The sequence below is a fragment of the Pseudomonas sp. WT-JTC genome (genome assembly GCF_056711565.1).
In genome coordinates, this window is the sequence record NZ_CM160042.1 from 2,021,589 (window position 1) to 2,044,583 (window position 22,995).

18 protein-coding genes and 1 pseudogene are annotated in these 22,995 nt (G+C 61.2%); 8 read left to right on the forward strand and 11 right to left on the reverse strand.

Annotation, left to right across the window (positions count from 1 at the left end):
- Positions 1-429 precede the first annotated feature (429 nt).
- From ccoP to ccoN, 4 genes are read right to left on the reverse strand one after another with little or no spacing between them, the layout of a single operon-like run.
- Positions 430-1,383 carry a cytochrome-c oxidase, cbb3-type subunit III gene (gene ccoP / locus AC06G5_RS09170; protein WP_413421380.1) on the reverse strand — a complete coding sequence of 318 codons (954 nt, stop codon included), beginning with the start codon at positions 1,381-1,383 and terminating at the stop codon, positions 430-432.
- Positions 1,380-1,577 carry a cbb3-type cytochrome oxidase subunit 3 gene (locus AC06G5_RS09175; RefSeq protein ID WP_413421382.1) on the reverse strand — a complete coding sequence of 66 codons (198 nt, stop codon included), beginning with the start codon at positions 1,575-1,577 and terminating at the stop codon, positions 1,380-1,382. The genes ccoP and AC06G5_RS09175 overlap by 4 nt, the downstream gene beginning before the upstream one ends.
- 3 nt (positions 1,578-1,580) lie before the next feature.
- Positions 1,581-2,189, reverse strand: a complete 609-nt coding sequence (ccoO, locus tag AC06G5_RS09180) for a cytochrome-c oxidase, cbb3-type subunit II (protein ID WP_085716778.1) — start codon at positions 2,187-2,189, stop codon at positions 1,581-1,583.
- Positions 2,190-2,199: 10 nt separating this feature from the next.
- Positions 2,200-3,624 carry a cytochrome-c oxidase, cbb3-type subunit I gene (gene ccoN / locus AC06G5_RS09185; protein ID WP_111282303.1) on the reverse strand — a complete coding sequence of 475 codons (1,425 nt, stop codon included), beginning with the start codon at positions 3,622-3,624 and terminating at the stop codon, positions 2,200-2,202.
- Between the two features lie 95 nt (positions 3,625-3,719).
- Between ccoN and AC06G5_RS09190 the strand changes: the two genes are divergently transcribed.
- A complete protein-coding gene (locus tag AC06G5_RS09190) occupies positions 3,720-4,397 on the forward strand; it encodes an alpha/beta family hydrolase (RefSeq protein ID WP_480459281.1) in 678 nt (225 codons plus the stop codon).
- A 195-nt stretch (positions 4,398-4,592) separates the two neighbouring features.
- Here the strand turns inward: AC06G5_RS09190 and AC06G5_RS09195 are convergent, their stop codons facing one another.
- The 3 genes from AC06G5_RS09195 to acnA form a co-directional block, all read right to left on the reverse strand.
- The gene (locus AC06G5_RS09195) at positions 4,593-6,158 is read right to left on the reverse strand and encodes a methyl-accepting chemotaxis protein (protein WP_480459282.1); all 1,566 of its coding nucleotides are present in this window, start codon (positions 6,156-6,158) and stop codon (positions 4,593-4,595) included.
- Positions 6,159-6,263: 105 nt separating this feature from the next.
- Positions 6,264-7,055, reverse strand: coding sequence for a CPBP family intramembrane glutamic endopeptidase (locus AC06G5_RS09200; protein ID WP_413421390.1), 792 nt, complete (start codon positions 7,053-7,055; stop codon positions 6,264-6,266).
- Between the two features lie 127 nt (positions 7,056-7,182).
- The gene (gene acnA / locus AC06G5_RS09205; protein ID WP_413421392.1) at positions 7,183-9,924 is read right to left on the reverse strand and encodes an aconitate hydratase AcnA; all 2,742 of its coding nucleotides are present in this window, start codon (positions 9,922-9,924) and stop codon (positions 7,183-7,185) included.
- A gap of 298 nt (positions 9,925-10,222) precedes the next feature.
- Here acnA and rlmM point away from each other — a divergent pair, with 298 nt between their 5' ends.
- On the forward strand, positions 10,223-11,296 hold the full coding sequence (gene rlmM, locus AC06G5_RS09210) for a 23S rRNA (cytidine(2498)-2'-O)-methyltransferase RlmM (RefSeq protein WP_413421394.1): 1,074 nt from the start codon (positions 10,223-10,225) through the stop codon (positions 11,294-11,296).
- A gap of 196 nt (positions 11,297-11,492) precedes the next feature.
- Positions 11,493-11,744, forward strand: coding sequence for a sulfurtransferase TusA (gene tusA, locus AC06G5_RS09215; RefSeq protein WP_057400193.1), 252 nt, complete (start codon positions 11,493-11,495; stop codon positions 11,742-11,744).
- 131 nt (positions 11,745-11,875) lie between these two features.
- Here tusA and AC06G5_RS09220 read toward each other — a convergent pair whose 3' ends face one another.
- Complete coding sequence (locus tag AC06G5_RS09220; RefSeq protein ID WP_413421397.1) at positions 11,876-13,276, reverse strand: MATE family efflux transporter; 1,401 nt, start codon at positions 13,274-13,276, stop codon at positions 11,876-11,878.
- Positions 13,277-13,531: 255 nt separating this feature from the next.
- Between AC06G5_RS09220 and pdxB the strand changes: the two genes are divergently transcribed.
- Positions 13,532-14,674, forward strand: a complete 1,143-nt coding sequence (gene pdxB / locus AC06G5_RS09225; RefSeq protein ID WP_413421399.1) for a 4-phosphoerythronate dehydrogenase PdxB — start codon at positions 13,532-13,534, stop codon at positions 14,672-14,674.
- 65 nt (positions 14,675-14,739) lie between these two features.
- Positions 14,740-14,826, forward strand: a pseudogene (locus tag AC06G5_RS09230) (outer membrane lipoprotein carrier protein LolA); the annotation flags it as partial.
- 79 nt (positions 14,827-14,905) lie between these two features.
- Here AC06G5_RS09230 and AC06G5_RS09235 read toward each other — a convergent pair.
- Positions 14,906-15,085 (reverse strand): PA1571 family protein, encoded by a 180-nt coding sequence (locus AC06G5_RS09235; protein ID WP_413421401.1) that lies wholly within the window; start codon positions 15,083-15,085, stop codon positions 14,906-14,908.
- Between the two features lie 251 nt (positions 15,086-15,336).
- On the opposite strand from AC06G5_RS09235, the gene AC06G5_RS09240 reads away from it, so the two are divergent.
- Positions 15,337-17,124: an ABC transporter transmembrane domain-containing protein gene (locus AC06G5_RS09240; protein ID WP_413421554.1), complete on the forward strand. Its 1,788-nt coding sequence runs from the start codon at positions 15,337-15,339 to the stop codon at positions 17,122-17,124.
- A gap of 99 nt (positions 17,125-17,223) precedes the next feature.
- On the opposite strand, the gene AC06G5_RS09245 is transcribed toward AC06G5_RS09240, so the two are convergent.
- Positions 17,224-19,152 carry a transglycosylase SLT domain-containing protein gene (locus AC06G5_RS09245; RefSeq protein WP_413421402.1) on the reverse strand — a complete coding sequence of 643 codons (1,929 nt, stop codon included), beginning with the start codon at positions 19,150-19,152 and terminating at the stop codon, positions 17,224-17,226.
- A 213-nt stretch (positions 19,153-19,365) separates the two neighbouring features.
- Here AC06G5_RS09245 and AC06G5_RS09250 point away from each other — a divergent pair, with 213 nt between their 5' ends.
- Entirely contained in the window at positions 19,366-21,285 is a 1,920-nt protein-coding gene (locus AC06G5_RS09250) for an ATP-binding cassette domain-containing protein (RefSeq protein ID WP_008022990.1), read from the forward strand.
- A 186-nt stretch (positions 21,286-21,471) separates the two neighbouring features.
- On the opposite strand, the gene AC06G5_RS09255 is transcribed toward AC06G5_RS09250, so the two are convergent.
- The gene (locus AC06G5_RS09255; RefSeq protein WP_008022997.1) at positions 21,472-21,912 is read right to left on the reverse strand and encodes a universal stress protein; all 441 of its coding nucleotides are present in this window, start codon (positions 21,910-21,912) and stop codon (positions 21,472-21,474) included.
- 104 nt (positions 21,913-22,016) lie between these two features.
- Here AC06G5_RS09255 and AC06G5_RS09260 point away from each other — a divergent pair, with 104 nt between their 5' ends.
- Positions 22,017-22,454 carry a hypothetical protein gene (locus AC06G5_RS09260; RefSeq protein WP_413421407.1) on the forward strand — a complete coding sequence of 146 codons (438 nt, stop codon included), beginning with the start codon at positions 22,017-22,019 and terminating at the stop codon, positions 22,452-22,454.
- Positions 22,455-22,995: the final 541 nt, after the last annotated feature.

Genomic DNA, 22,995 nt, shown 5'->3' on the forward strand with positions numbered 1-22,995 from the left:
ATGGAGAAAGCAGGGGGTCATTGCAACGCGCCATGACCTGGGTCAATGCTTTCAAATGCTGATTCTGCGGCCTTTCCATGCGCCGCGTAGGGACAAAAATACCCGTGGGCAAAACGTCCCGTCGGACTGATCAGGCGAGGGGGTCAGGTCGGATGTAACGGGGTGTGTTCAAACGCAACGTTTGGCTGACCGAAGGCAACTGGCGCGACAGCCGGTATCTACCAGCCTTTGCGGCCTGTCATCGGGCAGATTCGTCGAACACATCGTTCAGGGTCGACCTGGAACCGGCACCGGCCAGTCCGCATGGGGGGAAGCTTAGACTCGAATCCGGGGTTCCGAAAGAAAGTCTGTGCGAGGGTGCGACAATGGGTCGCAAAGGGGCAGGGAACTGCCGCATCCGGGAGAATGCGGCAGCAGAGCGCTCGGGATTTATTCGCGGTTGTGTTCAGCCTGCAGGCGCTCGGTATTCAAACCGTGGGACAGGCTGTACACATACGCGGCCAGCAATTGCACCTTGTCATTGCCGAGCAGTTCATTTTGCGCCGGCATATGGCCCTGGCGACCATGCCGAATCGTTTGTTCAAGCTGCGTCAGGCTGGTGCCGTAGATGAAGCCGGTCGGGTGCGTGAGGTTCGGCGCGCCCATGGCTTCAGTGCCCTGGCCGTTTGCCCCGTGACAGGCGACGCAGGTGGTGCTGAATGCCTGCTGTCCGGCCTGCAGGTCGGCTTTGCTGTCGGCAGGCAACGGCAGGCGGGCCAGGTCATGGCGCACATAAGCGGCGACGTTCTTCACGCCTTCTTCCCCCAGGACTTCACCCCAGGCCGGCATCGCCGCCATCCGGCCACCCATGATGGTGGTCTTGATGGTTTCTGCGCTGCCGCCCCAGCGCCAGTCGCTGTCGGTCAGGTTGGGGAAGCCGTATGCACCCTTGGCATCCGAGCCGTGGCACACCGAGCAGTTGGAGGCAAACAGGCGGCCACCCATTTTCAGCGCCTGTGGGTCCTTGGCCACTTCTTCCACGGGCATCGCCGCGAACCTGGCGAAGATCGGCCCGAACTTCGCGTCAGCCTTGGCCATTTCCTTTTCCCACTCGTGCACGCCGGTCCAGCCGTTTTCATAGCCGGGGAGGATGCCTTTCCAGTTGCCCAGGCCGGGATAGAGGATCAGGTAACCGACCGCAAACACCAGGGTGCCGGCGAACAGCATGAACCACCATTGCGGCAACGGGTTGTCGTACTCCTCGATGCCGTCGAAGCTGTGGCCCATGGTCTGGTCGACGCTGCCCTTGGTTTCGCCCTTGCGGGTGCCGATCAGCAGCCAGGTCAGGCCGATCAGGCTGCCGATGGTCAGTACGCAGATCCACGTACTCCAGAAGGTGGTCATGGCCGGGTACTCCTTGTTGCTGATTCTTCGGTGATGTCGGGTTGTGGCTCGTCGGCGAACGGCAGCAGGCGCGCTTCGGCGAATTCCGGGCCGCGCTTGCCGCTGAACACCCAAAGGGTCAGGCCGACGAAGGCCACGAACACCACGACCGTGCCCAGGCCGCGGATCATTCCAGTGCTCATTTCAATGAACATTGCTCACCTCTTGCTCTTGATGGCAGTGCCGAGCACTTGCAGGTAGGCGACCAGCGCATCCATTTCGCTCTTGCCTTTGAGCGAGGCGACGGCACCGGTGATGTCCTCGTCGGTGTACGGCACGCCCAGGGTGCGCATGGCACGCAGCTTGGTTTCGGTATGACTGCTGTCGAGCTGGTTGGCCACCAGCCACGGGTAGGCCGGCATCTTCGACTCCGGTACGACATTGCGCGGGTTGTACAGGTGCGCCCGGTGCCAGTCATCCGAGTAGCGCGCGCCGACCCGTGCCAGGTCCGGTCCGGTGCGTTTCGAGCCCCACAGGAACGGGTGATCCCAGACGCTTTCACCGGCCACCGAGTAGTGCCCGTAGCGTTCGGTTTCGGCGCGGAACGGACGGATCATCTGTGAGTGGCAGCCGACGCAGCCTTCGCGGATATAGATGTCGCGACCTTCCAGTTGCAGCGCGGTGTAGGGCTTCATGCCTTCCACCGGTTTGTTGGTCACGTCCTGGAAGAACAGCGGGACGATCTGGGTCAGGCCGCCGATGCTCACGGCCAGGATCATCAGCAGCAGCAACAGGCCGACGTTTTTCTCGATAGTTTCGTGTTTCATGGCGGACTCCTCAGGCCATCTGCGCGGCAGCGGCGACTTCGGCAGGCTGCGAGGCCCGCACGGTGCGCCAGGTGTTGTAGGCCATCAGCAACATGCCGCTGAGGAAGATCGCCCCGCCCACCAGCCGCACGACGAAGCCTGGATGGCTGGCCACCAGGGTTTCGACGAAGGAGTAAGTCAGCGTGCCGTCCTCGTTCACCGCACGCCACATCAGGCCCTGGGCGATACCGTTGACCCACATCGAGGCGATGTACAGAACGGTGCCGATAGTGGCGAGCCAGAAGTGCGCGTTGATCAGGCCGATGCTGTGCATCTGCTCGCGGCCGAAGACTTTCGGGATCATGTGGTACAGCGCGCCGATGGAGATCATCGCCACCCAGCCGAGCGCGCCGGCGTGTACGTGGCCGATGGTCCAGTCGGTGTAGTGGGAGAGGGCGTTGACGGTCTTGATCGCCATCATCGGCCCTTCGAAGGTCGACATGCCGTAGAACGCCAGCGACACCACGAGGAAGCGCAGGATCGGGTCGCTGCGCAACTTATGCCAGGCGCCCGACAGGGTCATCATGCCGTTGATCATCCCGCCCCAGCTCGGCGCCAGCAGGATCAGCGACATCACCATGCCCAGCGACTGCGCCCAGTCCGGCAGTGCGGTGTAGTGCAAGTGGTGCGGACCGGCCCAGATGTACAACGTGATCAGCGCCCAGAAGTGCACGATCGACAGGCGATAGGAATACACCGGGCGCTCGGCCTGTTTCGGCACGAAGTAGTACATCATCCCGAGGAAGCCGGCGGTGAGGAAAAAGCCTACGGCGTTGTGGCCGTACCACCACTGGACCATCGCATCGGTGGCGCCCGAGTACAGCGAGTAGGACTTGGTGAAACTGACCGGCAATTCCATGTTGTTGACGATGTGCAGGATCGCCACGGTGATGATGAATCCGCCGAAGAACCAGTTACCGACATAGATGTGCTTGGTCTTGCGCTGCATGATCGTGCCGAAGAACACGATGGCGTAGGCGACCCAGACGATGGTGATCAGGATGTCGATCGGCCATTCCAGCTCGGCGTATTCCTTGGAACTGGTGTAGCCCAGCGGCAGGCTGATGGCCGCCAGGAGAATTACAAGCTGCCAGCCCCAGAAACAGAACGCGGCGATTTTCGGTGCGAACAACCGGGTCTGGCAGGTGCGTTGCACCGAATAGAACGAACTGGCAAACAACGCGCAGCCACCAAAGGCGAAGATCACCGCGTTGGTGTGCAGCGGGCGCAAGCGGCCGAAGCTGGTCCACGGCAAATTGAAGTTGAGTTCGGGCCAGACCAACTGGGCAGCGAGAAAAACCCCGAGCCCCATGCCGACGATGCCCCACACCACCGTCATAATGGCGAATTGGCGGACCACCTTGTAGTTGTAGGCGGTACTGATAGAAGTGTTCATGGTTCCCCATCCACGGTTCAGCCGAAGTGGGCGCGCTCGCGCAAGGCAGTGCACCCTTCGGCCGGAGTTATAGGCAGACTGAAAGCGAGGCAAGCATGGACAAAGGGCACAAGGCCGGTATTGACGGGGATCAATGGGCGCAGTGCGTGCGGGATCATGGATGGTTGTGGAATGCTGCGGCCGGCAAGGCTGCGGCGACGCTCATCCTCGCCCACGGCGCCGGCGCACCGATGGACAGCGACTGGATGAGCGACATGGCTGCACGCCTCGCCGTTCAAAGCATCAACGTGTTGCGTTTCGAATTTCCGTACATGGCGCAGCGGCGTGTGGATGGCGGCAAGCGCCCGCCGAACCCGGCGCCGAAACTGCTGGAATGCTGGCGCGAGGTGTATGCCCAGGTGCGACGCCATGTCACTGGGCCGTTGGCCATGGGTGGCAAGTCCATGGGCGGGCGAATGGCCAGTCTGCTGGTCGATGAGTTGGGGGCGCACGCGCTGGTGTGCCTGGGTTATCCGTTCTATGCGGTGGGCAAACCGGAGAAACCGCGGGTCGAGCATTTGGCCGGGTTGAAGACTCGGACCCTGATCGTGCAGGGCGAGCGCGATGCACTGGGCAATCGTGAGGCGGTCGAGGGGTATGCGCTATCGCCGGGTATCGAAGTGTTCTGGCTGGTGGCGGGGGATCATGACTTGAAGCCGTTGAAGGCTTCGGGGTTTACCCATGAGCAGCATTTGGCGGCTGCGGCGCAGAGAGTGGCTGCATTTCTTCGGTGAGATTTTTAATGCCCTTGAGAGCCACTTCGCGAGCAAGCCCGCTCCCACAGTTGACCGGGTTCTAACAGAGAAATACGGTCGAATGTGGGAGCGGGCTTGCTCGCGAATGCGACCTGCCAGGCAACATCACTTTCAGAGTGGCAATAAAAAACCCGGAAGTTTCCACTGTCCGGGTTTTTTATGAATCAACCACAATCAGCGGTTGAACCGCTCCACCAACGAGTACTGGGTATTGGCTGTCTTGGTCAGCTCTTCACTCAGCAATGCCGAGTTCTGCGCCTGTTCCGAGGTCTGGTCCGCCAGCTCCGAGATGTTGCTGATGTTGCGGCTGATTTCTTCGGCCACGGCGCTTTGCTCTTCGGTCGCGGCAGCGATCTGGGTGGTCATGTCGGTAATGTTGGCCACCGCTTCGCTGATCCCTACCAGTGCCTGGTCCGCTTCCAGTACCCGCGCCACGCCTTCTTCCGCCTGACGATGCCCGGCTTCCATGGTCTGCACGGCGGTGCTGGCGGTTTGCTGGAGCTTGGCTATCAGTGTATGAATCTGCCCGGTGGACTCACTGGTTCGTTGCGCCAGCTGACGGACTTCGTCGGCAACCACTGCGAAGCCACGACCCATTTCGCCGGCACGGGCCGCTTCGATGGCGGCGTTCAGGGCCAGCAGGTTGGTCTGGTCGGCGATGCCTTTGATCACGTCGACCACGCCACCGATTTCGTTGCTGTCCTTGGCCAGTTGGGTCACGGTCACGCCGGTTTCACCGACCACCACCGACAGGCGCTGGATGGCTTCGCGGGTTTCCCCGGCGATGTCACGACCGCGACCGGTCAGGCGATTGGCTTCCTGGGTGGCGTCAGCGGTGCGTTGCACGTGGCTGGCGACTTCCTGGGTGGTAGCGGCCATCTGGTTGACCGCGGTGGCCACTTGCTCGGTTTCGACGCGTTGACGTTCCAGACCGCTGGAGCTGTTGTGCGCCAGGGTATCGGACTGCCTGGCCTGGTCGGTCAGGTGTTCGGCCGTGTCCTGCAGGCGCGTCAGGCAGGTTTTCAGGCGTGCTTCCTGGCTGAGGATGGACATTTCCAGACGCGCCTGGGCGCCGCGACTGTCGGTGTACATCTGTGCGATCAACGGGTCGGAGGTCGTCTGCTCGGCCAGGCGCAGCAAGCGCTTGAGGCCGCGTTGTTGCCACTGAAGGCCCATCAGGCCCAGCGGCACCGAGAGCCCGGCTGCCAGGGCAAACCCCCAATGGGAGTTCAGCGACGCACCGATCATGAAGCTCAATTGGCTGACCAGAATGAACGGCAGCCAGTCCTGCAGGATCGGCAGCCATTTATCCGACGAGGGTACGGCCGACTTGCCCTGGTTGATGCGTTGGTAGAGCGCCTCGGCGCGGCGGATCTGTTCGGCGGTGGGCTTGACCCGCACCGACTCGTAACCGATCACCTGATTGCCTTCGAAGATCGGTGTCACATAGGCGTTCACCCAGTAATGATCACCGGTCTTGCAGCGATTCTTGACAATGCCCATCCATGGCAAGCCTTGTTTCAGTGTGCCCCACATGTGTGCGAACACCGCGGCCGGCACATCAGGGTGACGGACCAGGTTGTGCGGTGCGCGGATCAGCTCCTCTCGGGAAAACCCGCTGATTTCGACGAATGCGTCGTTACAGTAGGTAATCATGCCCTTGGCATCGGTGGTGGAAATCAACCGTTGCTGAGCCGGGAAGGTCCGCTCGCGTTGTGTAATTGGCTGGTTGTTACGCATGGCTTTCTTAATCCGCAAGGCTTTCAAGTGCTGTATCGGCAAGATCGGCGGATTGTTGAGATTATTTTTCGATAATCAGCCATGCGTCGCAAAATGACCCATGCGTCAGCCGGCGAGCATCGGATAGGTGAACAGGCCGAAGTGCAGCAGGTTCAAGCCAAAGTGGCTGGCGATTGCGGCCGCCAGCCCACCGAAACGGTAGGCCAGGCCATAGCCGACCCCGGCCAGCGTTGCCAGTAACACCCACTGCCATCCTGCGCCGATATGGGCCAGGCCGAAGGCCGATGACGCCAGCAACAGGGCGAGGTTTTCACCCTGGGGGCGGTGTTTCAGGCACCGGCTCAGGCCGCCCTGGATGTAGCCACGAAACAGTGCTTCCTCGACCAGCGTCACCAGCAGCAGATTGTTCAGCAACCACAACCAGGCTTGATCCGGCCATTTCGGCGCCCAGGCGATGACCCCCAGCAACAGCGCGCCGCCCAGTGCCAGCAGGGCGCTCAAGGTCAGTGCCAGTGAGGTGGCATACAGCGCTGGCCGAAGCGAACGGCGGCCGACAATCCACGGGCAAACCAGCAACAGCCAGAAGCCGATCAGCGGTTTGTCCAGATTCAGGTGCATCGCAAATAACACGGCGTTATCGGTGAAACGCTGGGGATCGATACCGCGACCGTTGTAGAAGCCGGGAAGCCAATGTGTCGCCAGGGTCAAAGCCAGGACGATAAACAGCCCGTGGCCGAGATAGCGAACAAAAGGAATTTCGCGCTGGCGAACCGCCGCACCGGCGACCAGTAACAGGAACACCGAGATTGCAGAGAGCCAACCGAGATGGCCGTAAGTCAGCGCCAGTCCATAGCCGAGGGTGAGCAGGGCCAGAAACGTCCATGGCAGGGCAATCATTTGAAGTCCTTGTGTCGGGATTTGCGGCGCGCGGCCACCGTCTGTGGGAGCGGGCTTGCTCGCGATAGCTTACTGACTGTCCCCAACAAAAACACCGCCCGAAGGCGGTGTCTTTGTCAGCGCTCGGTCAAGACGCGATCAATTGCCGCAACACGTAGTGCAGAATCCCTCCGGACTTGAAGTACTCCACCTCGTTGAGCGTATCGATGCGGCACAGCACTTCGACTTTTTCGCTGCTGCCGTTTTCACGGGTTATGACCAGGTTCAGGTTCATCCGTGGAGTCAGCTCGACGCCAGTCAGGCCGAGGATGTCCAGGGTTTCACTGCCGTTGAGTTTCAGGCTCTTGCGGTTCTGATCCAGCTTGAACTGCAACGGCAGCACGCCCATGCCTACCAGGTTGGAACGGTGAATCCGTTCGAAGCTTTCGGCGATGACCGCCTTCACTCCCAGCAGGTTGGTGCCTTTGGCCGCCCAGTCGCGACTCGATCCGGTGCCGTATTCCTGGCCGGCGATCACCACCAGCGGCGTGCCCGAAGCCTGATAACGCATGGCGGCGTCGTAGATCGGCATTTTCTCCCCGGTGGGTATGTAGCGGGTGTTGCCGCCTTCCTCGCCGCCGAGCATTTCGTTGCGTATGCGGATGTTGGCGAAGGTGCCGCGCATCATCACTTCATGGTTGCCGCGCCGCGAGCCGTAGGAGTTGAAGTCCCGCGGTTCCACGCCTTTGTCGCGCAGGTATTGCCCGGCCGGGCTGTCCGCCTTGATGTTGCCGGCGGGGGAGATGTGGTCGGTGGTCACCGAGTCGCCGAGCAGTGCCAGGACGCGCGCGCCGCTGACATCCCTGACCACTGGCGGTGGGCCGCCGATGTCGTCGAAAAACGGTGGATGCTGGATGTAGGTTGAGTCGTCCTGCCAGACATAGGTCGCCGCTTGCGGGACTTCAATTGCCTGCCATTGCTCGTCACCGGCGAACACTTCGGCGTATTCCTTGTGGAACATCGCGGTGTTGACCTGGGTGACCGCGTCGGCAATTTCCTTGCTGCTTGGCCAGATGTCCCGCAGGTAAACCGGTTTGCCGTCCTTGTCATTGCCCAATGGCTCGCGGCTGAGGTCGGTACGTACCGTGCCCGCCAGCGCATAGGCGACCACCAGCGGCGGGGAGGCCAGCCAGTTGGTTTTCACCAATGGATGCACCCGGCCTTCGAAGTTGCGATTACCCGAGAGCACGGAAGCCACTGTGAGGTCGGCTTGCTGGATGGCTTTCTCGATGGGCTCCGACAGCGGCCCGGAGTTGCCGATGCAGGTGGTGCAGCCATAGCCGACCAGGGCAAAGCCCAATTCATCGAGGTATTGGGTCAGGCCGGCCGCCTTGTAGTAGTCGGTGACCACTTTCGAGCCGGGGGCCAGCGAACTCTTTACCCAAGGCTTGCGCTTCAGGCCTTTTTCCACGGCTTTCTTCGCCACCAGCCCGGCCGCCATCATCACGCTCGGGTTCGAGGTATTGGTGCAGGAGGTGATGGCGGCAATCACCACCGCGCCGTTTTTCAGACGATAGGTCTGGCCTTCGTGGTGGTAATCCGCTTCACCGGCCATATCGGCGTTGCCGACGGCGACGCCGCCACCGCCTTCGCTTTCCAGGCGGCCTTCTTCCTTGCTGGTGGGCTTGAATTGCAGGTCGATGAAGTCACTGAAGGCTTGGGCGACATTCGGCAGCGACACCCGGTCCTGCGGGCGTTTCGGTCCCGCGAGGCTGGCTTCGACACTGCCCATGTCCAGCGCCAGGCTGTCGGTGAACAGCGGCTCCTGGCCGGGCAGGCGCCACAAGCCCTGAGCCTTGCTGTAGGCCTCGACCAGTTGCACCGTTTCGAGGGTACGGCCAGACAGGCGCAGGTACTCCAGCGTTACCTCGTCCACCGGGAAGAAACCGCAGGTGGCGCCGTATTCCGGAGCCATGTTGGCGATGGTCGCGCGGTCGGCCAGCGGCAGGTCGGCGAGGCCGTCGCCGTAGAATTCGACGAATTTGCCCACCACGCCTTTCTTGCGCAGCATCTGGGTGACGGTCAGCACCAGGTCGGTGGCGGTGATGCCTTCCTTGAGCTTGCCGGTGAGTTTGAAACCGATCACTTCCGGAATCAGCATCGACACCGGTTGCCCGAGCATCGCCGCTTCCGCCTCGATACCGCCGACACCCCAGCCGAGCACGCCGAGGCCGTTGATCATGGTGGTGTGGGAATCGGTGCCCACCAACGTGTCGGGGAAGGCATAGGTGTGGCCGTCCTCGTCCTTGGTCCAGACCGTGCGGCCGAGGTATTCAAGATTCACCTGGTGGCAGATCCCGGTGCCCGGCGGCACCACGCTGAAATTATCGAAGGCACTCTGGCCCCAGCGCAGGAACGCATAACGCTCGCCATTGCGCTGCATTTCAATGTCGACGTTCTGTTCGAAGGCGCTGCTGCTGGCGAACTTGTCGACCATTACCGAGTGGTCGATCACCAGGTCCACCGGCGACAAGGGGTTGATCCGCTGCGGATTGCCGCCGGCCTTGGCCATCGCCGCACGCATGGCGGCCAGGTCGACCACCGCCGGTACGCCGGTGAAGTCTTGCATCAGCACCCGCGCCGGGCGGTACTGGATTTCGCGGTCAGAGCGACGCTCCTTGAGCCACGCGGCCAGGGCCTTGAGGTCGGCGCCGGTGACGGTTTTTTCGTCCTCCCAGCGCAGCAGGTTTTCCAGCAGTACCTTCAACGACATCGGCAACTTGTCCAGCTCGCCCAGGCTCCTGGCGGCAGCGGGCAGGCTGAAGTAGTGGTAGGTCTTGTTGCCGACTTGCAGGGTTTTCAAAGTCTTCAGGCTATCGAGGGACGGCATTGCAATCACTCCTTTAAGTCCGCACGGCTACGGACTGAGGGAACGGACAGAGCCTTAAACCTAGCCCTGTTTTCGGTAGCTGGCTAATAACCGGACTCTATCGACAAGCTCCAGCTCCCGATCTCGGCTATCATGCGCCGGTTTTCGTGACAGGCTTTGCTTTAGCGCAAGCGGTCTCTCTTTGTAGGAGCGAGCCTGCTCGCGATGGACGTTAACGATAACGCGTGTTTCCTGAATACATGCGCCGCCCTTGAGTCCATCGCGAGCCTGCTCGCTCCTACAGGGTCCAGGAGTAAGAATGAACACCCTATTCATGCATTGCCGGCCGGGCTTCGAAGGTGAAGTCTGTTCCGAGATTTCCGACCTTGCCGCACGGCTGAACGTGGCCGGTTATGCCAAGGCCAAGGCCGCCACGGCTTGCGCCGAATTCGTCTGCACCGAAGAAGACGGCGCCGAGCGCCTGATGCGCGGGCAGCGTTTCGCCGAGCTGATCTTCCCGCGCCAGTGGGCCCGGGGGATATTCATCGACCTGCCGGAAACCGACCGCATCAGCGTGATCCTCGATCATATGGCGGACTTTCCGCTGTGCGGCAGCCTGTGGCTGGAAATGGTCGACACCAACGATGGCAAGGAACTGTCGAACTTCTGCAAGAAATTCGAAGTGCACCTGCGCAAGGCGCTGATGGCTGCTGGCAAACTGGTGGAGGACGCGCACAAGCCGCGTCTGCTGCTGACCTTCAAAAGCGGTCGTGAAGTGTTCATGGGCCTGGCCGAATCGAACAACTCGGCCATGTGGCCGATGGGCATTCCCCGTTTGAAGTTTCCACGGGAGGCGCCGAGCCGCTCGACCCTGAAGCTGGAAGAGGCCTGGCACCACTTCATCCCGCGCGACCAGTGGGACGAGCGCCTGCACAGCGACATGACCGGCGTCGACCTGGGGGCCGCTCCCGGTGGCTGGACCTGGCAACTGGTCAACCGCGGCATGCTGGTGACCGCCATCGACAACGGCCCGATGGCCGAAAGCCTGATGGACACCGGTCTGGTGCAACATCTGATGGCCGACGGTTTCACCTTCAAGCCCAAGCAGCCGGTGGACTGGATGGTCTGCGACATCGTCGAGAAGCCGGCGCGTAACGCCGCGATGCTGGAAGAGTGGATCGGCGACGGCCATTGCCGCGAGGCGGTGGTCAACCTCAAGCTGCCGATGAAACAGCGTTATGCCGAAGTGAAACGGTTGCTGGAGCGTATTGCCGATGGCTTCAAGGCACGGGGCATCAAGGTCGAGATCGGCTGCAAGCAGCTGTACCACGACCGCGAGGAAGTGACGTGCCATTTGCGTCGGCTGGACGTGAAGAAACCCAAGACCCGCTGATTGACGAGACCCCCTGTGGGAGCGGGCTTGCTCGCGAAGGCGTCGTGTCAGTCGACATCAACGTTGCTGATACACCGCTTTCGCGAGCAAGCCCGCTCCCACAGGTCAGTGGTAATCCCACCAGGGCGGCGTTTTGCCACAGATGACGTTGCACCCGGCAATGCGCGACAATGCCGGCCAGTTTCAGGAGTGAATCATGAGTGAAATGCTTGATACGCCGGTAGACGGCACCCTCGACGCCACCGGCCTCAACTGCCCCGAGCCGGTGATGATGCTGCACCAGCACATCCGTGACCTGGTGCCCGGCGGCCTGCTCAAGGTGATCGCCACCGACCCGTCGACCCGTCGCGACATTCCCAAGTTCTGTGTGTTTCTCGACCACGAACTGGTGGGGCAGCACGAGGAGGAAGGCACCTACCTCTACTGGATTCGCAAGAAGTCTGTTTAAGCTCGCATCATGACGCCACTGTAGGAGCGAGCTTGCTCGCGAAAATAACGAAGGTGCCGTTGGGCATCTGGTTTTTGCGCGTTATCGTTCACGACCTTCGCGAGCAAGCTCGCTCCTACAATTTTCGCAAGTCAACCGGCCGAGCGGCTGTTACGAATCCGTTTGCGCGCACTTAGCGTCAGGCGGATCGACAGCATCAGCGCCGCACAGCTCAAGCCGGCGATCAGCCCTTCCCACAGCCCGCTCGGGCCGCTGGCCGGGCCGAACCAGTCGGTCAGCCCCAGCACGTAGCCGACCGGCAGGCCGATGCCCCAATAGGCGAACAAGGTCAGGATCATCGTCACCCGGGTGTCCTGGTAGCCACGCAACGCGCCCGCGCAAATCACCTGGATGGCATCGGAAAACTGATACAGCGCGGCATAGACAATCAGCATCGACGCAATCTGGATCACGTTCCTGTCAGGTGTATAGATCGAGGCGATAGGCTCGCGCAAAAGCAGGATCAGGCTCGCCGAGAATGCCGCGAACACCAGTGCCGCGCCGAGCCCGACCTTCGCCGCAAAGCGTGCCTGCCAGGGATTGCCGGCCCCCAGTGCCTGACCCACCCTCACCGTTACCGCCATGCCCAGCGAGTAAGGAATCATGAACAGCAAGGAGCTGATATTGAGAGCGATTTGATGCCCGGCCACCACGGTAGAACCGAGACTGCCGATCAACAGGGCGATGACCGCGAAGATGCTGGACTCGGCGAAGACCGCGATACCGATCGGCAGGCCAATGCCGACCAGGCGCTTGATCACCGCCCATTGCGGACGGTCGAGGCGCACCAGCACGCGGGTGCGGGCATAGAAGGGGGCCCAGAACGTCCAGCCGGCCATGCTCAAGGCCATGAACCACATCACGATACCGCTGGCCCAACCGCAACCGACGCCACCCAGGGCCGGTGCACCGAAATGGCCATAGATCAACGCATAGTTCAGCGGGATGTTCAGCAGCAGGCCGCACAGGCCGATGACCATGCTCGGACGGGTCCGCCCCATGCCATCGCTGTAGCAGCGCAGTACGTAATAAAACGCCATGCCCGGCAAGCCGAAGGCGATACCGTGCAGGTAACCCATGCTCGGCTCGATCAATTGTGGATCGACTTTCATCCAGTGCAGGATCGGCTCGGCGCCGAGCAGCAGGCCACTGCCGATCAGCCCGACACACAGTGCGAGCCACAGTGCCTGGCGCACCAGTGGCCCGATCTCGTCAAACTGCCTGGCGCCAAAGCGTTGTGCGACCTTGGGTGTGGTCGCCAGCAGCACACCGGACATCAACAGGTAGACCGGAATCCAGATCGAGTTGCCCAGGGCCACGGAGGCCAGGTCCCGCGGGCTGACGCGGCCGGCCATGACTGCATCGACGAAGCCCATGGCGGTGGTGGCCAGTTGCGCGATCATGATGGGCAGAGCCAGGCCGAGCAGGCCCTTGAGTTCCAGGCGAACCGGGGTCGTGCGTGGGGTGGCGGTAGTGTCAGTCACGGAATTCACAAGCGAAGCGTCCAGAGGTTTTGATGCGCAGGGCCGCGCATTCTACGCGTTGACGCAGCGGTCAGGAAAAGACTGTGTTGGGTATTTGTAATCGCACCGCTCTCCCCGTAGGAGCGAGCTCGCTCGCGATGAATGTCAGGGCACCGAGTTCATTCAGGCAGCCCTCGTTATCGTTAACGCCCATCGCGAGCATGCTCGCTCCTACACAGGGATGCATTCTGCGCCTACACTGCCAACCCGCCAAAGGAGCCTGCCATGCTGATTGTTGCCGACGAAAATATCCCCCTGTTCGATGCTTTCTTTGAAGGCTTCGGTGAAATCCGCCGGATGCCGGGGCGCGCCATCGACCGTGCCACGGTCGAGCAGGCCGATGTGCTGCTGGTGCGTTCGGTGACCAACGTCAATCGCGCGCTGCTCGAAGGCAGCAAGGTGCGCTTTGTCGGTACGTGCACCATCGGCACCGATCATCTGGATCTGGATTACTTTCAGCAGGCCGGTATCACCTGGGCCAGCGCGCCGGGCTGCAATGCCCGCGGCGTGGTCGACTATGTGCTCGGCAGCTTGCTGACCCTGGCCGAAATCGAAGGCGCCGACCTGACCCGGCGGACCTACGGTGTGGTCGGTGCCGGTGAAGTGGGCGGACGGCTGGTCAAGGTCCTGCAAGGCCTGGGCTGGAAGGTGCTGGTGTGCGATCCACCACGGCAAGCGGCTGAAGGCGGTGACTACGTCAGCCTCGAGCAGATCATCGAGACGTGCGACGTCATCAGTCTGCACACGCCATTGACCAAGCAGGGCCAGCAGTCGACCTGGCATTTGTTCGATGAAAAACGTCTGAACCAGCTCAGGTCCGGCACCTGGCTGATCAATGCCAGTCGCGGACCTGTGGTCAACAACGCGGCACTGCGCGATGTGCTGCTGGAGCGCGAAGACCTGCAAGCGGTGCTCGATGTCTGGGAAGGCGAGCCTGAAGTCGACGTGGCGCTCGCCGAACTGTGCGTGCTGGCAACGCCGCACATTGCCGGTTACAGCCTCGATGGCAGGCAGCGGGGGACCGCGCAGATCTATCAGGCGTATTGCGACTTCCTCGGGCAACCGGCCCGCGTCAGCCTGAGCGATTTGCTGCCGGCGCCGTGGCTGTCGCACGTGACCCTGGATGCGCAAACCGACCCGGCCTGGGCGTTGGCGATGCTTTGCCGTGGCGTGTATGACCCGCGTCGTGACGATGCGGATTTCCGTCGCAGCCTTGTCGGCAGTGTCAGCGAGCAGCGTGCGGCATTCGATGTGCTGCGCAAGCAATACCCGTCGCGCCGTGAGATCGACGGGTTGCAGGTGCGGATCGAGGGTGACTCGGCTGAGCTGCAGAGGATTGTGGCGGCGTTGGGGGCGACGGCAATCTGATGGACCGCGGTGGCCCCTTCGCGAGCAGGATCTTCATGCACCACAAATCCCCTGTAGGAGCGAGCATGCTCGCGATGGTCGCCAACGATGACGCGGGAAACCTGACACCCCGCGGTGCTCTCAGGTTCATCGCGAGCAAGCTCGCTCCTACAGAGAAGGGGTAATTGCTTTTTTTGCCGGCAATAAAAAACCCGGCCAACAATGGGCCGGGTCAAGAAGACGGTGGCTATATCACTTTTGTTCGGCAGGTTTGACCAATCGCTTTTCCAGTTCGCGGCAAGCGGTCTGGATCATCTTTTCAGTGATCGGTACTTCGCGACCCTGCTCGTCAATAATCGAGCAACCCAGAGACTGGTCTGGTTGCGTGCGGATCACTTGAATCTTGTCATCGCTGCTGTGTTGCAAGGACATGGCCTGTCTCCTCATCAGGTTGTGTGCTTACTGTAGAACCGCCAGGTGACCGGGCTATGACAACTCCCTGCGATCTTTCCCGGGGGACAGAACCAGTCCACCAGAAATGCCACCACGTGGCTAGCCGAACTTTAGACCAATAGCGTCTAGCCTCTAGTGTTGGCGGACATAATTAACCTGACTCATTGTGATTTGCAGCGAGCCACCCCATTGAGCGGTGTAGGCTGACTCTATTGACTGCTTTGTCCTGGATGAATTCGATGCTCTCTGTTCGTCACCGCCGTGCCTTTCGCCTGGCCAGTCGTTTTATCGAGCCATATCGCTGGCCGGCCTTCGGCGCCTTGCTGGCGTTGATCGTCACCGCTGGCATCACCTTGTCCATGGGGCAGGGCATTCGCCTGCTGGTGGACAAGGGGTTCATGACCCAGTCACCGCATCTGCTCAACCAGTCCATCGCTCTGTTCATGTTGCTGGTCATGGGGCTGGCGATCGGTACGTTTGTGCGGTTTTACCTGGTGTCGTGGATCGGCGAGCGCTGCGTCGCCGACATACGGCGTCAGGTGTTCAATCATCTGATTTATCTGCACCCCGGGTTTTACGAAGACAATCGCAGTTCCGAAATCCAGTCCCGCCTGACCGCCGATACCACGCTGCTGCAGTCGGTCATCGGTTCTTCGCTGTCGTTGTTCTTGCGCAATCTGCTGATGGTGATCGGCGGGATCGTCCTGTTGTTCATCACCAACCCCAAGCTCACCAGCATCGTGGTGGTGGCCTTGCCCCTGGTGATCGCGCCGATCCTGATCTTCGGACGCCGGGTGCGTAACCTCTCGCGCCTGAGTCAGGACCGGATTGCCGATATCGGCAGTTATGTGTCGGAAACCCTTGGCCAGATCAAGACCGTGCAGGCCTACAACCATCAGGCCCAGGACGAGGGACGGTTTGCCGTGACGGTGGAGGAGGCCTTCAACACCGCGCGCAAGCGTATCTTCCAGCGGGCGTGGCTGATTACCCTGGTGATCGTCCTGGTATTGGGCGCGGTCGGGGTGATGCTCTGGGTTGGCGGCATGGACGTCATCGCCGGGCGAATTTCTGCCGGCGAGCTGGCGGCATTCGTGTTCTACAGTCTGATCGTCGGCAGTGCGTTCGGCACGTTGAGCGAGGTGATCGGCGAATTGCAGCGGGCAGCCGGCGCGGCCGAACGGATTGCCGAGTTACTGCGCTCGGAAAACATCATTCTGCCACCGGTGTCGGGCGCGGTGACGCTGCCGGAACGGGTCGACGGCCACCTGCAATTGCAGAATGTGCGTTTTTCCTACCCGTCGCGGCCGGAAAGTTATGCTGTCGACGGCCTGAACCTGACCGTCAATGCCGGCGAGACGCTGGCGCTGGTCGGGCCATCAGGGGCCGGCAAGTCGACGGTATATGACTTGCTGCTGCGCTTTTACGACCCGGCCGAGGGACGCATCCTGCTCGATGGCGTGCCGTTGACTCAACTCGATCCACTGGATCTGCGCCGCTGCTTCGCCCTGGTGTCACAAACCCCGGCGCTGTTTTTCGGCAGCATTGAAGAAAACATTCGCTACGGTAATCCGAAGGCGACTTCGGCCGAGGTGCAGGAAGCGGCAAAAATCGCTTACGCCCATGACTTTATCGAAGCCATGCCCAACGGTTACCAGACGCATCTGGGGGATGGCGGGCTCGGCCTGTCCGGCGGCCAGCGCCAACGCCTGGCCATCGCCCGTGCGCTGCTGGTGGACGCCCCGATCCTGCTCCTCGACGAAGCCACCAGTGCCCTCGACGCCCAGAGCGAACACCTGATCCAGCAGGCGCTGCCGAGCCTGATGAAAAACCGAACCACCTTGGTGATTGCCCATCGTCTGGCCACGGTGAAAAACGCCGACCGGATCGCGGTGATGGATCAGGGGAAACTGGTGGCGGTGGGGACGCATCAGGAGCTTATCGCCAGCAATGCGTTGTATGCGCGGTTGGCGGCGTTGCAGTTCAGTGATGGATTGATTAACGCTGGGGAACTCTTGTAGGAGCGAGCCTGCTCGCGATGGTCGTCAATGATGACGCGGGATGCCTGACACCCGGCGGCACTCTAATGTCCATCGCGAGCATGCTCGTTCCTACAGTGATCATTGATCATCGAAGTACCGCTCATGCCAATCCACGATCGGTTGTGGCGAATTGAGCTTCTGACCGTAGATCACCGAGTACGACAATACGTTTTGCACGTACTGGCGGGTTTCGTCGAACGGGATGCTTTCTACCCACACGTCGAAACTCAGGTGGTCCGCACCGCGCAGCCATTGGCGTACGCGGCCGGGGCCGGCGTTGTAGGCGGCGGAGGCAAGCACACGGTTGCCGTTGAACTGGCTGTGCACCTGGCTCAGGTAGGCGGCACCGAGCTGGATGTTCTTGTCCGGATCGAACAATTGCTGTGGCGAGCTATAGGGAATGCTGAACTTGCGTGCGGTTTCCTTGGCGGTGGCGGGCATCAGTTGCATCAGGCCCGAGGCGCCGACCCCGGAGCGGGCGTCATCCATGAACGCACTTTCCTGGCGGGTGATGGCGAACGCCCAGCTCGGATGCAGGCCGCGGTTCTTCGCTTCACGCACCAGCGTTTCTCGGTGAGCCATCGGGAAACGGATATCCAGGTCGTCCCAATACTGCGCCTGACTGATGGTGCGGATCGCCGGGAAGTACCATTTCAGGTCGTAGGCCAGCTTGGCCTGGGCGACCATTTCGTCGCGACTGAAGTGGCGGCTGACGTAATACCACTCGCGGCGACCATCGACGACCTGCCCGCGGGCGTGCAACTCCAGGGCGCGGCGCACGCCAGGGGTATTGCGCACTTTGTTGATGGTGGCCTGGCTGAGCACCAGCGGTTTGTTGAGCAGCGAGTAGGGCGACTGTGAGCGATCGGCGGCGAGGAAGCCGTAGAAGTCGCGTTCGCGGGCCAGGCTTTTATAGAGCGTCTGCGCTTCCGGATTCTGCGGTTGCGCCAGTTCCAGGCTACGGGCCTGCCAGTAGCGCCAGCGGTTGGTGGTTGCCAGGTCCTGGGGCAGGCGGCGGGTCAACTGATAGGCATCGTCCCAGCGCGCCAGGCGCAGGAGCAGGCGCAAGCGCCATTCGGAAACCGTGTTGTCGCGCAGCTCGGGGTCGTATTTGGTCATGACATCCAGCGCACGGCTGTCGAAACGTCGCGCAAGGGTCAGGCCGATTTCCCGGGCGATCGCCACTTTTTCATCCCGGGAGAAGTGCATGCTGCTGGCGTAGCCATCAAGCAGGTCCATGGCCTTGTCCGGGTCCTGGCGAGCCAGGCGGCGCAGGCCGAGGCTGACCACGTCGGACATGGCTTCATCGGCCGGGGTGAAGCGTGACGGCTGGTTGAGCAGTTCCGGTTTCTGCGCGACGTCCACCAGCAGGCGACCGCGAGGGGCGAGGGTGGTCATGCCGTTGACCAGGCTGTTGGCCAGCGGGTAGTTGCGCGCCTGGGCCGCGAGTTTGGCGCGTTCCCAGCGTTTTTGCTCGGTCAACTGGCCGTCCGCGGCCCACATGCCGAACAAGGCATCGCAGGCCTCGGGTTGGGATTTGCCGGTCAACCAGAGCTTTTCAGTGTTGGCATAACCTTCGGATTTGAGGTTATGGCTGACCTGGTACTGCGCATTCAGGCAGTCCAGTTCGGTGAAGTTCATCTTGGGGTCGTAATACCTGACGAAGGTCGCCCAGTCGCCCCGTTCCGCCAGCCAGCGCAACCAGCGCAGTTTCATCCAGTTGGCCTGGGGCAGGTCGCCGTGTTCGGCGAGGAATTTCTCGATTTCGGCGTTGCTCGCGGTTTTCAGGCGTGCTGTCAGCTCGTCGTAAGCCAGGTACGGTTCCAGTGGATAATCGGCGAGGGCCTGGCTGTAACGGAAGTACGGGCCGCTATCGCCCTTGGCCAGGGCGCGTTTGGCTTCATCGTAATACTGGCGTTGGGTGGAAAGGTCCACCGCCTGGGCGGATTGAACGGCAGCGGCAGAGAGAAGAAAACAGGATAAAAGTCTGAAGAGGCGACTGCGCATGAGACGTCCGGGCAGAGAAATCATGACAAGTGCGGGCCAGGCCCGCACTGAATTGTCTGTAGCTTAGCCTTTTGCCAGCAGCCGGCGAAAGCTTTGCGGGTCTTCCCGCATCAGTTCGCAACATTTGTCGTTCAGAGTGCTACGAGAGTGAAATTGCCGGCCTTGTGAAGCCTCAAGTCAGGTAGAATGCGCGCCCGGTTTTTGGAGAAGCTCATGACCCTGCTCAAATTCAGCGATGTGTCCCTTGCTTTCGGCGCTATGCCGTTGTTGGACAAGGTGTCCTGGCAGATCGCCCGTGGTGAGCGGGTGTGCATCATCGGCCGCAACGGCACTGGCAAGTCCAGCATGATGAAGCTCGTCAAGGGCGACCAGAAGCCCGATGACGGCTCCGTTTGGCGCGCACCCGGGCTCAAGATCGGCGAATTGCCGCAAGAATTGCCGGTAGCCGACGAGCGGACAGTGTTCGACGTGGTGGCCGAAGGCCTGGATGGCGTCGGTGCGTTGCTCGCCGAGTATCACCACCTGAGCCAGAACATCGTCACCGATGCCGATCTGGACAAGCTGATGCACGTCCAGCACGACCTCGAAGCCCGCGATGGCTGGCGCTTGCAGACGCTTGTCGACAGCACCTTGAGCCGCCTGCAACTGCCGGCCGACAAGACCCTCGCCGAGTTGTCCGGCGGCTGGCGTCGTCGCGTCCTGCTGGCCCAGGCCCTGGTGTCCGAGCCGGACCTGCTGCTGCTCGACGAACCGACCAACCACCTGGACATCGGTGCCATCGCCTGGCTTGAAGAAGCGCTCAAGGATTTCCAGGGCGCCGTGCTGTTCATCACGCACGACCGTTCTTTCCTGCAGAACCTGGCAACCCGCATCCTTGAACTGGATCGCGGCGGCCTGATCGACTGGAACGGCGACTACGCCAGCTTCCTCGTGCACAAAGAAGCCGCACTGGCCGCCGAAGAAACCGCCAACGCGTTGTTCGACAAGCGCCTGGCCCAGGAAGAAGTGTGGATTCGCCAGGGTATCAAGGCCCGTCGTACCCGTAACGAAGGCCGCGTACGTGCGCTGAAAGCCTTGCGTGTCGAGCGCAGCGAGCGTCGTGAGCGTACCGGCAAGGCCAATATCCAGCTGGAAACCGCCGACAAGTCCGGCAAGCAGGTGATGGTGCTCGATAACGTGAGCTTCGCTCACCCGGACGGTCCGTTCCTGATCAAGGACTTCTCCATGGTGCTGCAGCGCGGCGACCGTATCGGTCTGCTCGGCGCCAACGGTACCGGCAAGACCACGCTGCTGAAGCTGATGCTCAGCGGCTTGCAGCCAACCAGCGGCAAAGTGGAAGAGGGCACCCGGATCGATGTCGCCTACTTCGACCAGTTGCGCCATCAGCTGGACCTGGAAAAAACCGTGATCGACAACGTCGCCGAAGGTCGCGACTTCATCGACATCGACGGCCAGAGCCGCCATGTGCTGAGTTACCTCGGCGACTTCCTGTTCAGCCCGCAGCGTGCGCGTACGCCGGTCAAGGCGCTGTCCGGTGGTGAGCGTGCCCGTCTGTTGCTGGCCAAATTGTTCAGCAAGCCGGCAAACCTGCTGGTACTCGACGAACCGACCAACGACCTCGACGTCGAGACCCTCGAATTGCTCGAAGAGGTCCTGCTGACCTTCAACGGCACCGTACTGATGGTCAGCCACGACCGGGCATTCCTCGACAACGTGGTCACCAGTACCCTGGTCTTCGAAGGCGAAGGCAAGGTGCGCGAGTACGTCGGTGGCTACCAGGACTGGCTGCGTCAGGGCGGCTCGCCGCGCCTGCTGGGCGTGACCGAGAGCAAGTCGGGCAAGGCCGACCTGAACTCCGCTGTGGTGAAGGCCGAGCCTGCGCCGGTGGCGGCAGCCGTCGAAGCGCCAGTGGCGAAGAAAAAGCTCAGCTACAAGTTGCAGCGCGAGCTGGAAGCGTTGCCGGGGCAGATCGAAGCCATGGAGCAGCAGATTGCCGCCGTTGAAGCACAGATGGCGGATGCGGGCTTCTATCAGCGTCCTGCTGCCGAAACGGCTGCGGTGATTGCTCAGCTGGAACAGTTGCAGGCTGAGCTCGACATCATGGTCGAGCGTTGGGCCGAGCTGGATGCCTGATTGATCCGTTAATAAAAAAGCCCGGCTTCACACATGTGAACGCCGGGTTTTTCATATGAAACCCGATCCCCTGTAGGAGCGAGCTTGCTCGCGATGAACCTGAGAGCACCGCGGGGTGTCAGGCTGCCCGCGTCATCGTTGGCGACCATCGCGAGCAAGCTCGCTCCTACAGGGGGGGCTGTGTTTTCAGCTTTTGTTTTGCAGGCGCACCGCAAGCACATCGCAAGGCGCGCCATGCAGCACGTCATTGGCGGTGGAGCCCAGAAGCAGTGCCAGGCCGTGGCGGCCATGACTGCCTACGACGATCAGGTCGCATTCCTGTTCCTTGGCCATGTGATGGATTTCCTGGCGTGGTTGGCCATAGGTCAGGTGGCTGTACTCTTTCGAGAGTTCAGGATACTTGTTGATCAACCGGTCAAGGCGCTCCTTGGCCTGATCGAACTGCTGCTGTTGCAGTTGTGACAGGTCCATTGGCACGTCGCCACCGAAGGCCATCGCCATCGGCTCGACAATGTGCACCAGTGACAGTTTCGCGCCGTTGCTCACCGACAGCTCGCGAGCGCGGTGGATCACAGGGTCGCACTCTTCGGTCAGATCTACAGCGACCAGAATATGGTTGTAGGGCATGAGGTGCTCCTCCTGAGGATTGCAATATTGGTAAGTATGGCTGGTTTCAAGCGCATTGGTTCCAAAGTGACACAATGGGCTCATCAAGAATCGGGAGTACAGATATGACGGTCTGGATAGTGGTGTCAATCCTGCTGGTGGTACTCAGCCCGCTGGCATGGTTGCGTCCCTCACGTGCCCAGAGTGGGCGTATCGGCCTGCGGATGGAGGCCCGGCGCATCGGCCTGGCCATGCAACTGGCGCCGCAGGAATGGCCGCACTGGCTGAGCCAGGAGCCGCCAAGCCCGTGCGCCCAGTACCATCGTCCGCGCCGCGGCAATCAGCCAGCGTGCTGGAGCTACTGGCAAAAATCACCGGGTCTGTGGGTGAATCAATGGCAGGAAGCCTGTGAGGACAGGGCGCTGCTCGATCATTTCGAAAAATTGCCGGCCAACGTCTACAAAGTCGAGGCGGACAAACAAATGATCACCTTGTACTGGGGCGAGAAGGGTGAGGCCGAGGTATTGCAACAAATCGATGCCACCCTCAAGGCACTCGCCTGAAACCCGACCCCCTGTAGGAGCGAGCTCGCGATGGTCGTCAACGATGACGTGGGAAGCCTGACACCCTGTGGTGCTCTCAGGTTCATCGCGAGCGAGCTCGCTCCTACAGAGAGGGGCAATTGGCGTTTTTTTAGCAGGCAATAAAAAGCCCGACATTCATCATCGGGCTGGAGTTGGCCAGGCAGGCCGGTAAAAACGGTGTGGGCTGATCTTACGCTGGGCGTTCGCCAAAGCGTTCAACTTTTTCCCCTGGTTCCGCCAGCGTAGCCTGTTAAGCACGGGCTGCAGCGAATTAGGGCGAATTTTCTAATGATTGATCTTATGAATGTCTCCACATGCAGCCGCGTGTTGCAGGCCTTCGTCTTACAGAAATGACCGCAAAGTCGCTTTTCAACCCGCATTCTGGGCGATTGACAATTGGCGGAAATTCCGTGAAGGTGGCGTACCCAAATCAAACGGGCGTATGAATTGAGCGTTTGTTTTCAGATCGCTCCTACAGAATCCCGACTATCGCGTTGGCGGGTGTGCCGGGCAGATTGGC

Excerpts from the sequence above, each read along its gene's own strand:
- ccoP (WP_413421380.1), bottom strand. The coding sequence starts at position 1,383 with ATGACCACCTTCTGGAGTACGTGGATCTGCGTACTGACCATCGGCAGC.
- AC06G5_RS09175 (WP_413421382.1), bottom strand. The coding sequence starts at position 1,577 with ATGTTCATTGAAATGAGCACTGGAATGATCCGCGGCCTGGGCACGGTC.
- ccoO (WP_085716778.1), bottom strand. The coding sequence starts at position 2,189 with ATGAAACACGAAACTATCGAGAAAAACGTCGGCCTGTTGCTGCTGCTG.
- ccoN (WP_111282303.1), bottom strand. The coding sequence starts at position 3,624 with ATGAACACTTCTATCAGTACCGCCTACAACTACAAGGTGGTCCGCCAA.
- AC06G5_RS09190 (WP_480459281.1), top strand. The coding sequence starts at position 3,720 with ATGGACAAAGGGCACAAGGCCGGTATTGACGGGGATCAATGGGCGCAG.
- AC06G5_RS09195 (WP_480459282.1), bottom strand. The coding sequence starts at position 6,158 with ATGCGTAACAACCAGCCAATTACACAACGCGAGCGGACCTTCCCGGCT.
- AC06G5_RS09200 (WP_413421390.1), bottom strand. The coding sequence starts at position 7,055 with ATGATTGCCCTGCCATGGACGTTTCTGGCCCTGCTCACCCTCGGCTAT.
- acnA (WP_413421392.1), bottom strand. The coding sequence starts at position 9,924 with ATGCCGTCCCTCGATAGCCTGAAGACTTTGAAAACCCTGCAAGTCGGC.
- rlmM (WP_413421394.1), top strand. The coding sequence starts at position 10,223 with ATGAACACCCTATTCATGCATTGCCGGCCGGGCTTCGAAGGTGAAGTC.
- tusA (WP_057400193.1), top strand. The coding sequence starts at position 11,493 with ATGAGTGAAATGCTTGATACGCCGGTAGACGGCACCCTCGACGCCACC.
- pdxB (WP_413421399.1), top strand. The coding sequence starts at position 13,532 with ATGCTGATTGTTGCCGACGAAAATATCCCCCTGTTCGATGCTTTCTTT.
- AC06G5_RS09235 (WP_413421401.1), bottom strand. The coding sequence starts at position 15,085 with ATGTCCTTGCAACACAGCAGCGATGACAAGATTCAAGTGATCCGCACG.
- AC06G5_RS09240 (WP_413421554.1), top strand. The coding sequence starts at position 15,337 with ATGAATTCGATGCTCTCTGTTCGTCACCGCCGTGCCTTTCGCCTGGCC.
- AC06G5_RS09245 (WP_413421402.1), bottom strand. The coding sequence starts at position 19,152 with ATGCGCAGTCGCCTCTTCAGACTTTTATCCTGTTTTCTTCTCTCTGCC.
- AC06G5_RS09250 (WP_008022990.1), top strand. The coding sequence starts at position 19,366 with ATGACCCTGCTCAAATTCAGCGATGTGTCCCTTGCTTTCGGCGCTATG.
- AC06G5_RS09255 (WP_008022997.1), bottom strand. The coding sequence starts at position 21,912 with ATGCCCTACAACCATATTCTGGTCGCTGTAGATCTGACCGAAGAGTGC.
- AC06G5_RS09260 (WP_413421407.1), top strand. The coding sequence starts at position 22,017 with ATGACGGTCTGGATAGTGGTGTCAATCCTGCTGGTGGTACTCAGCCCG.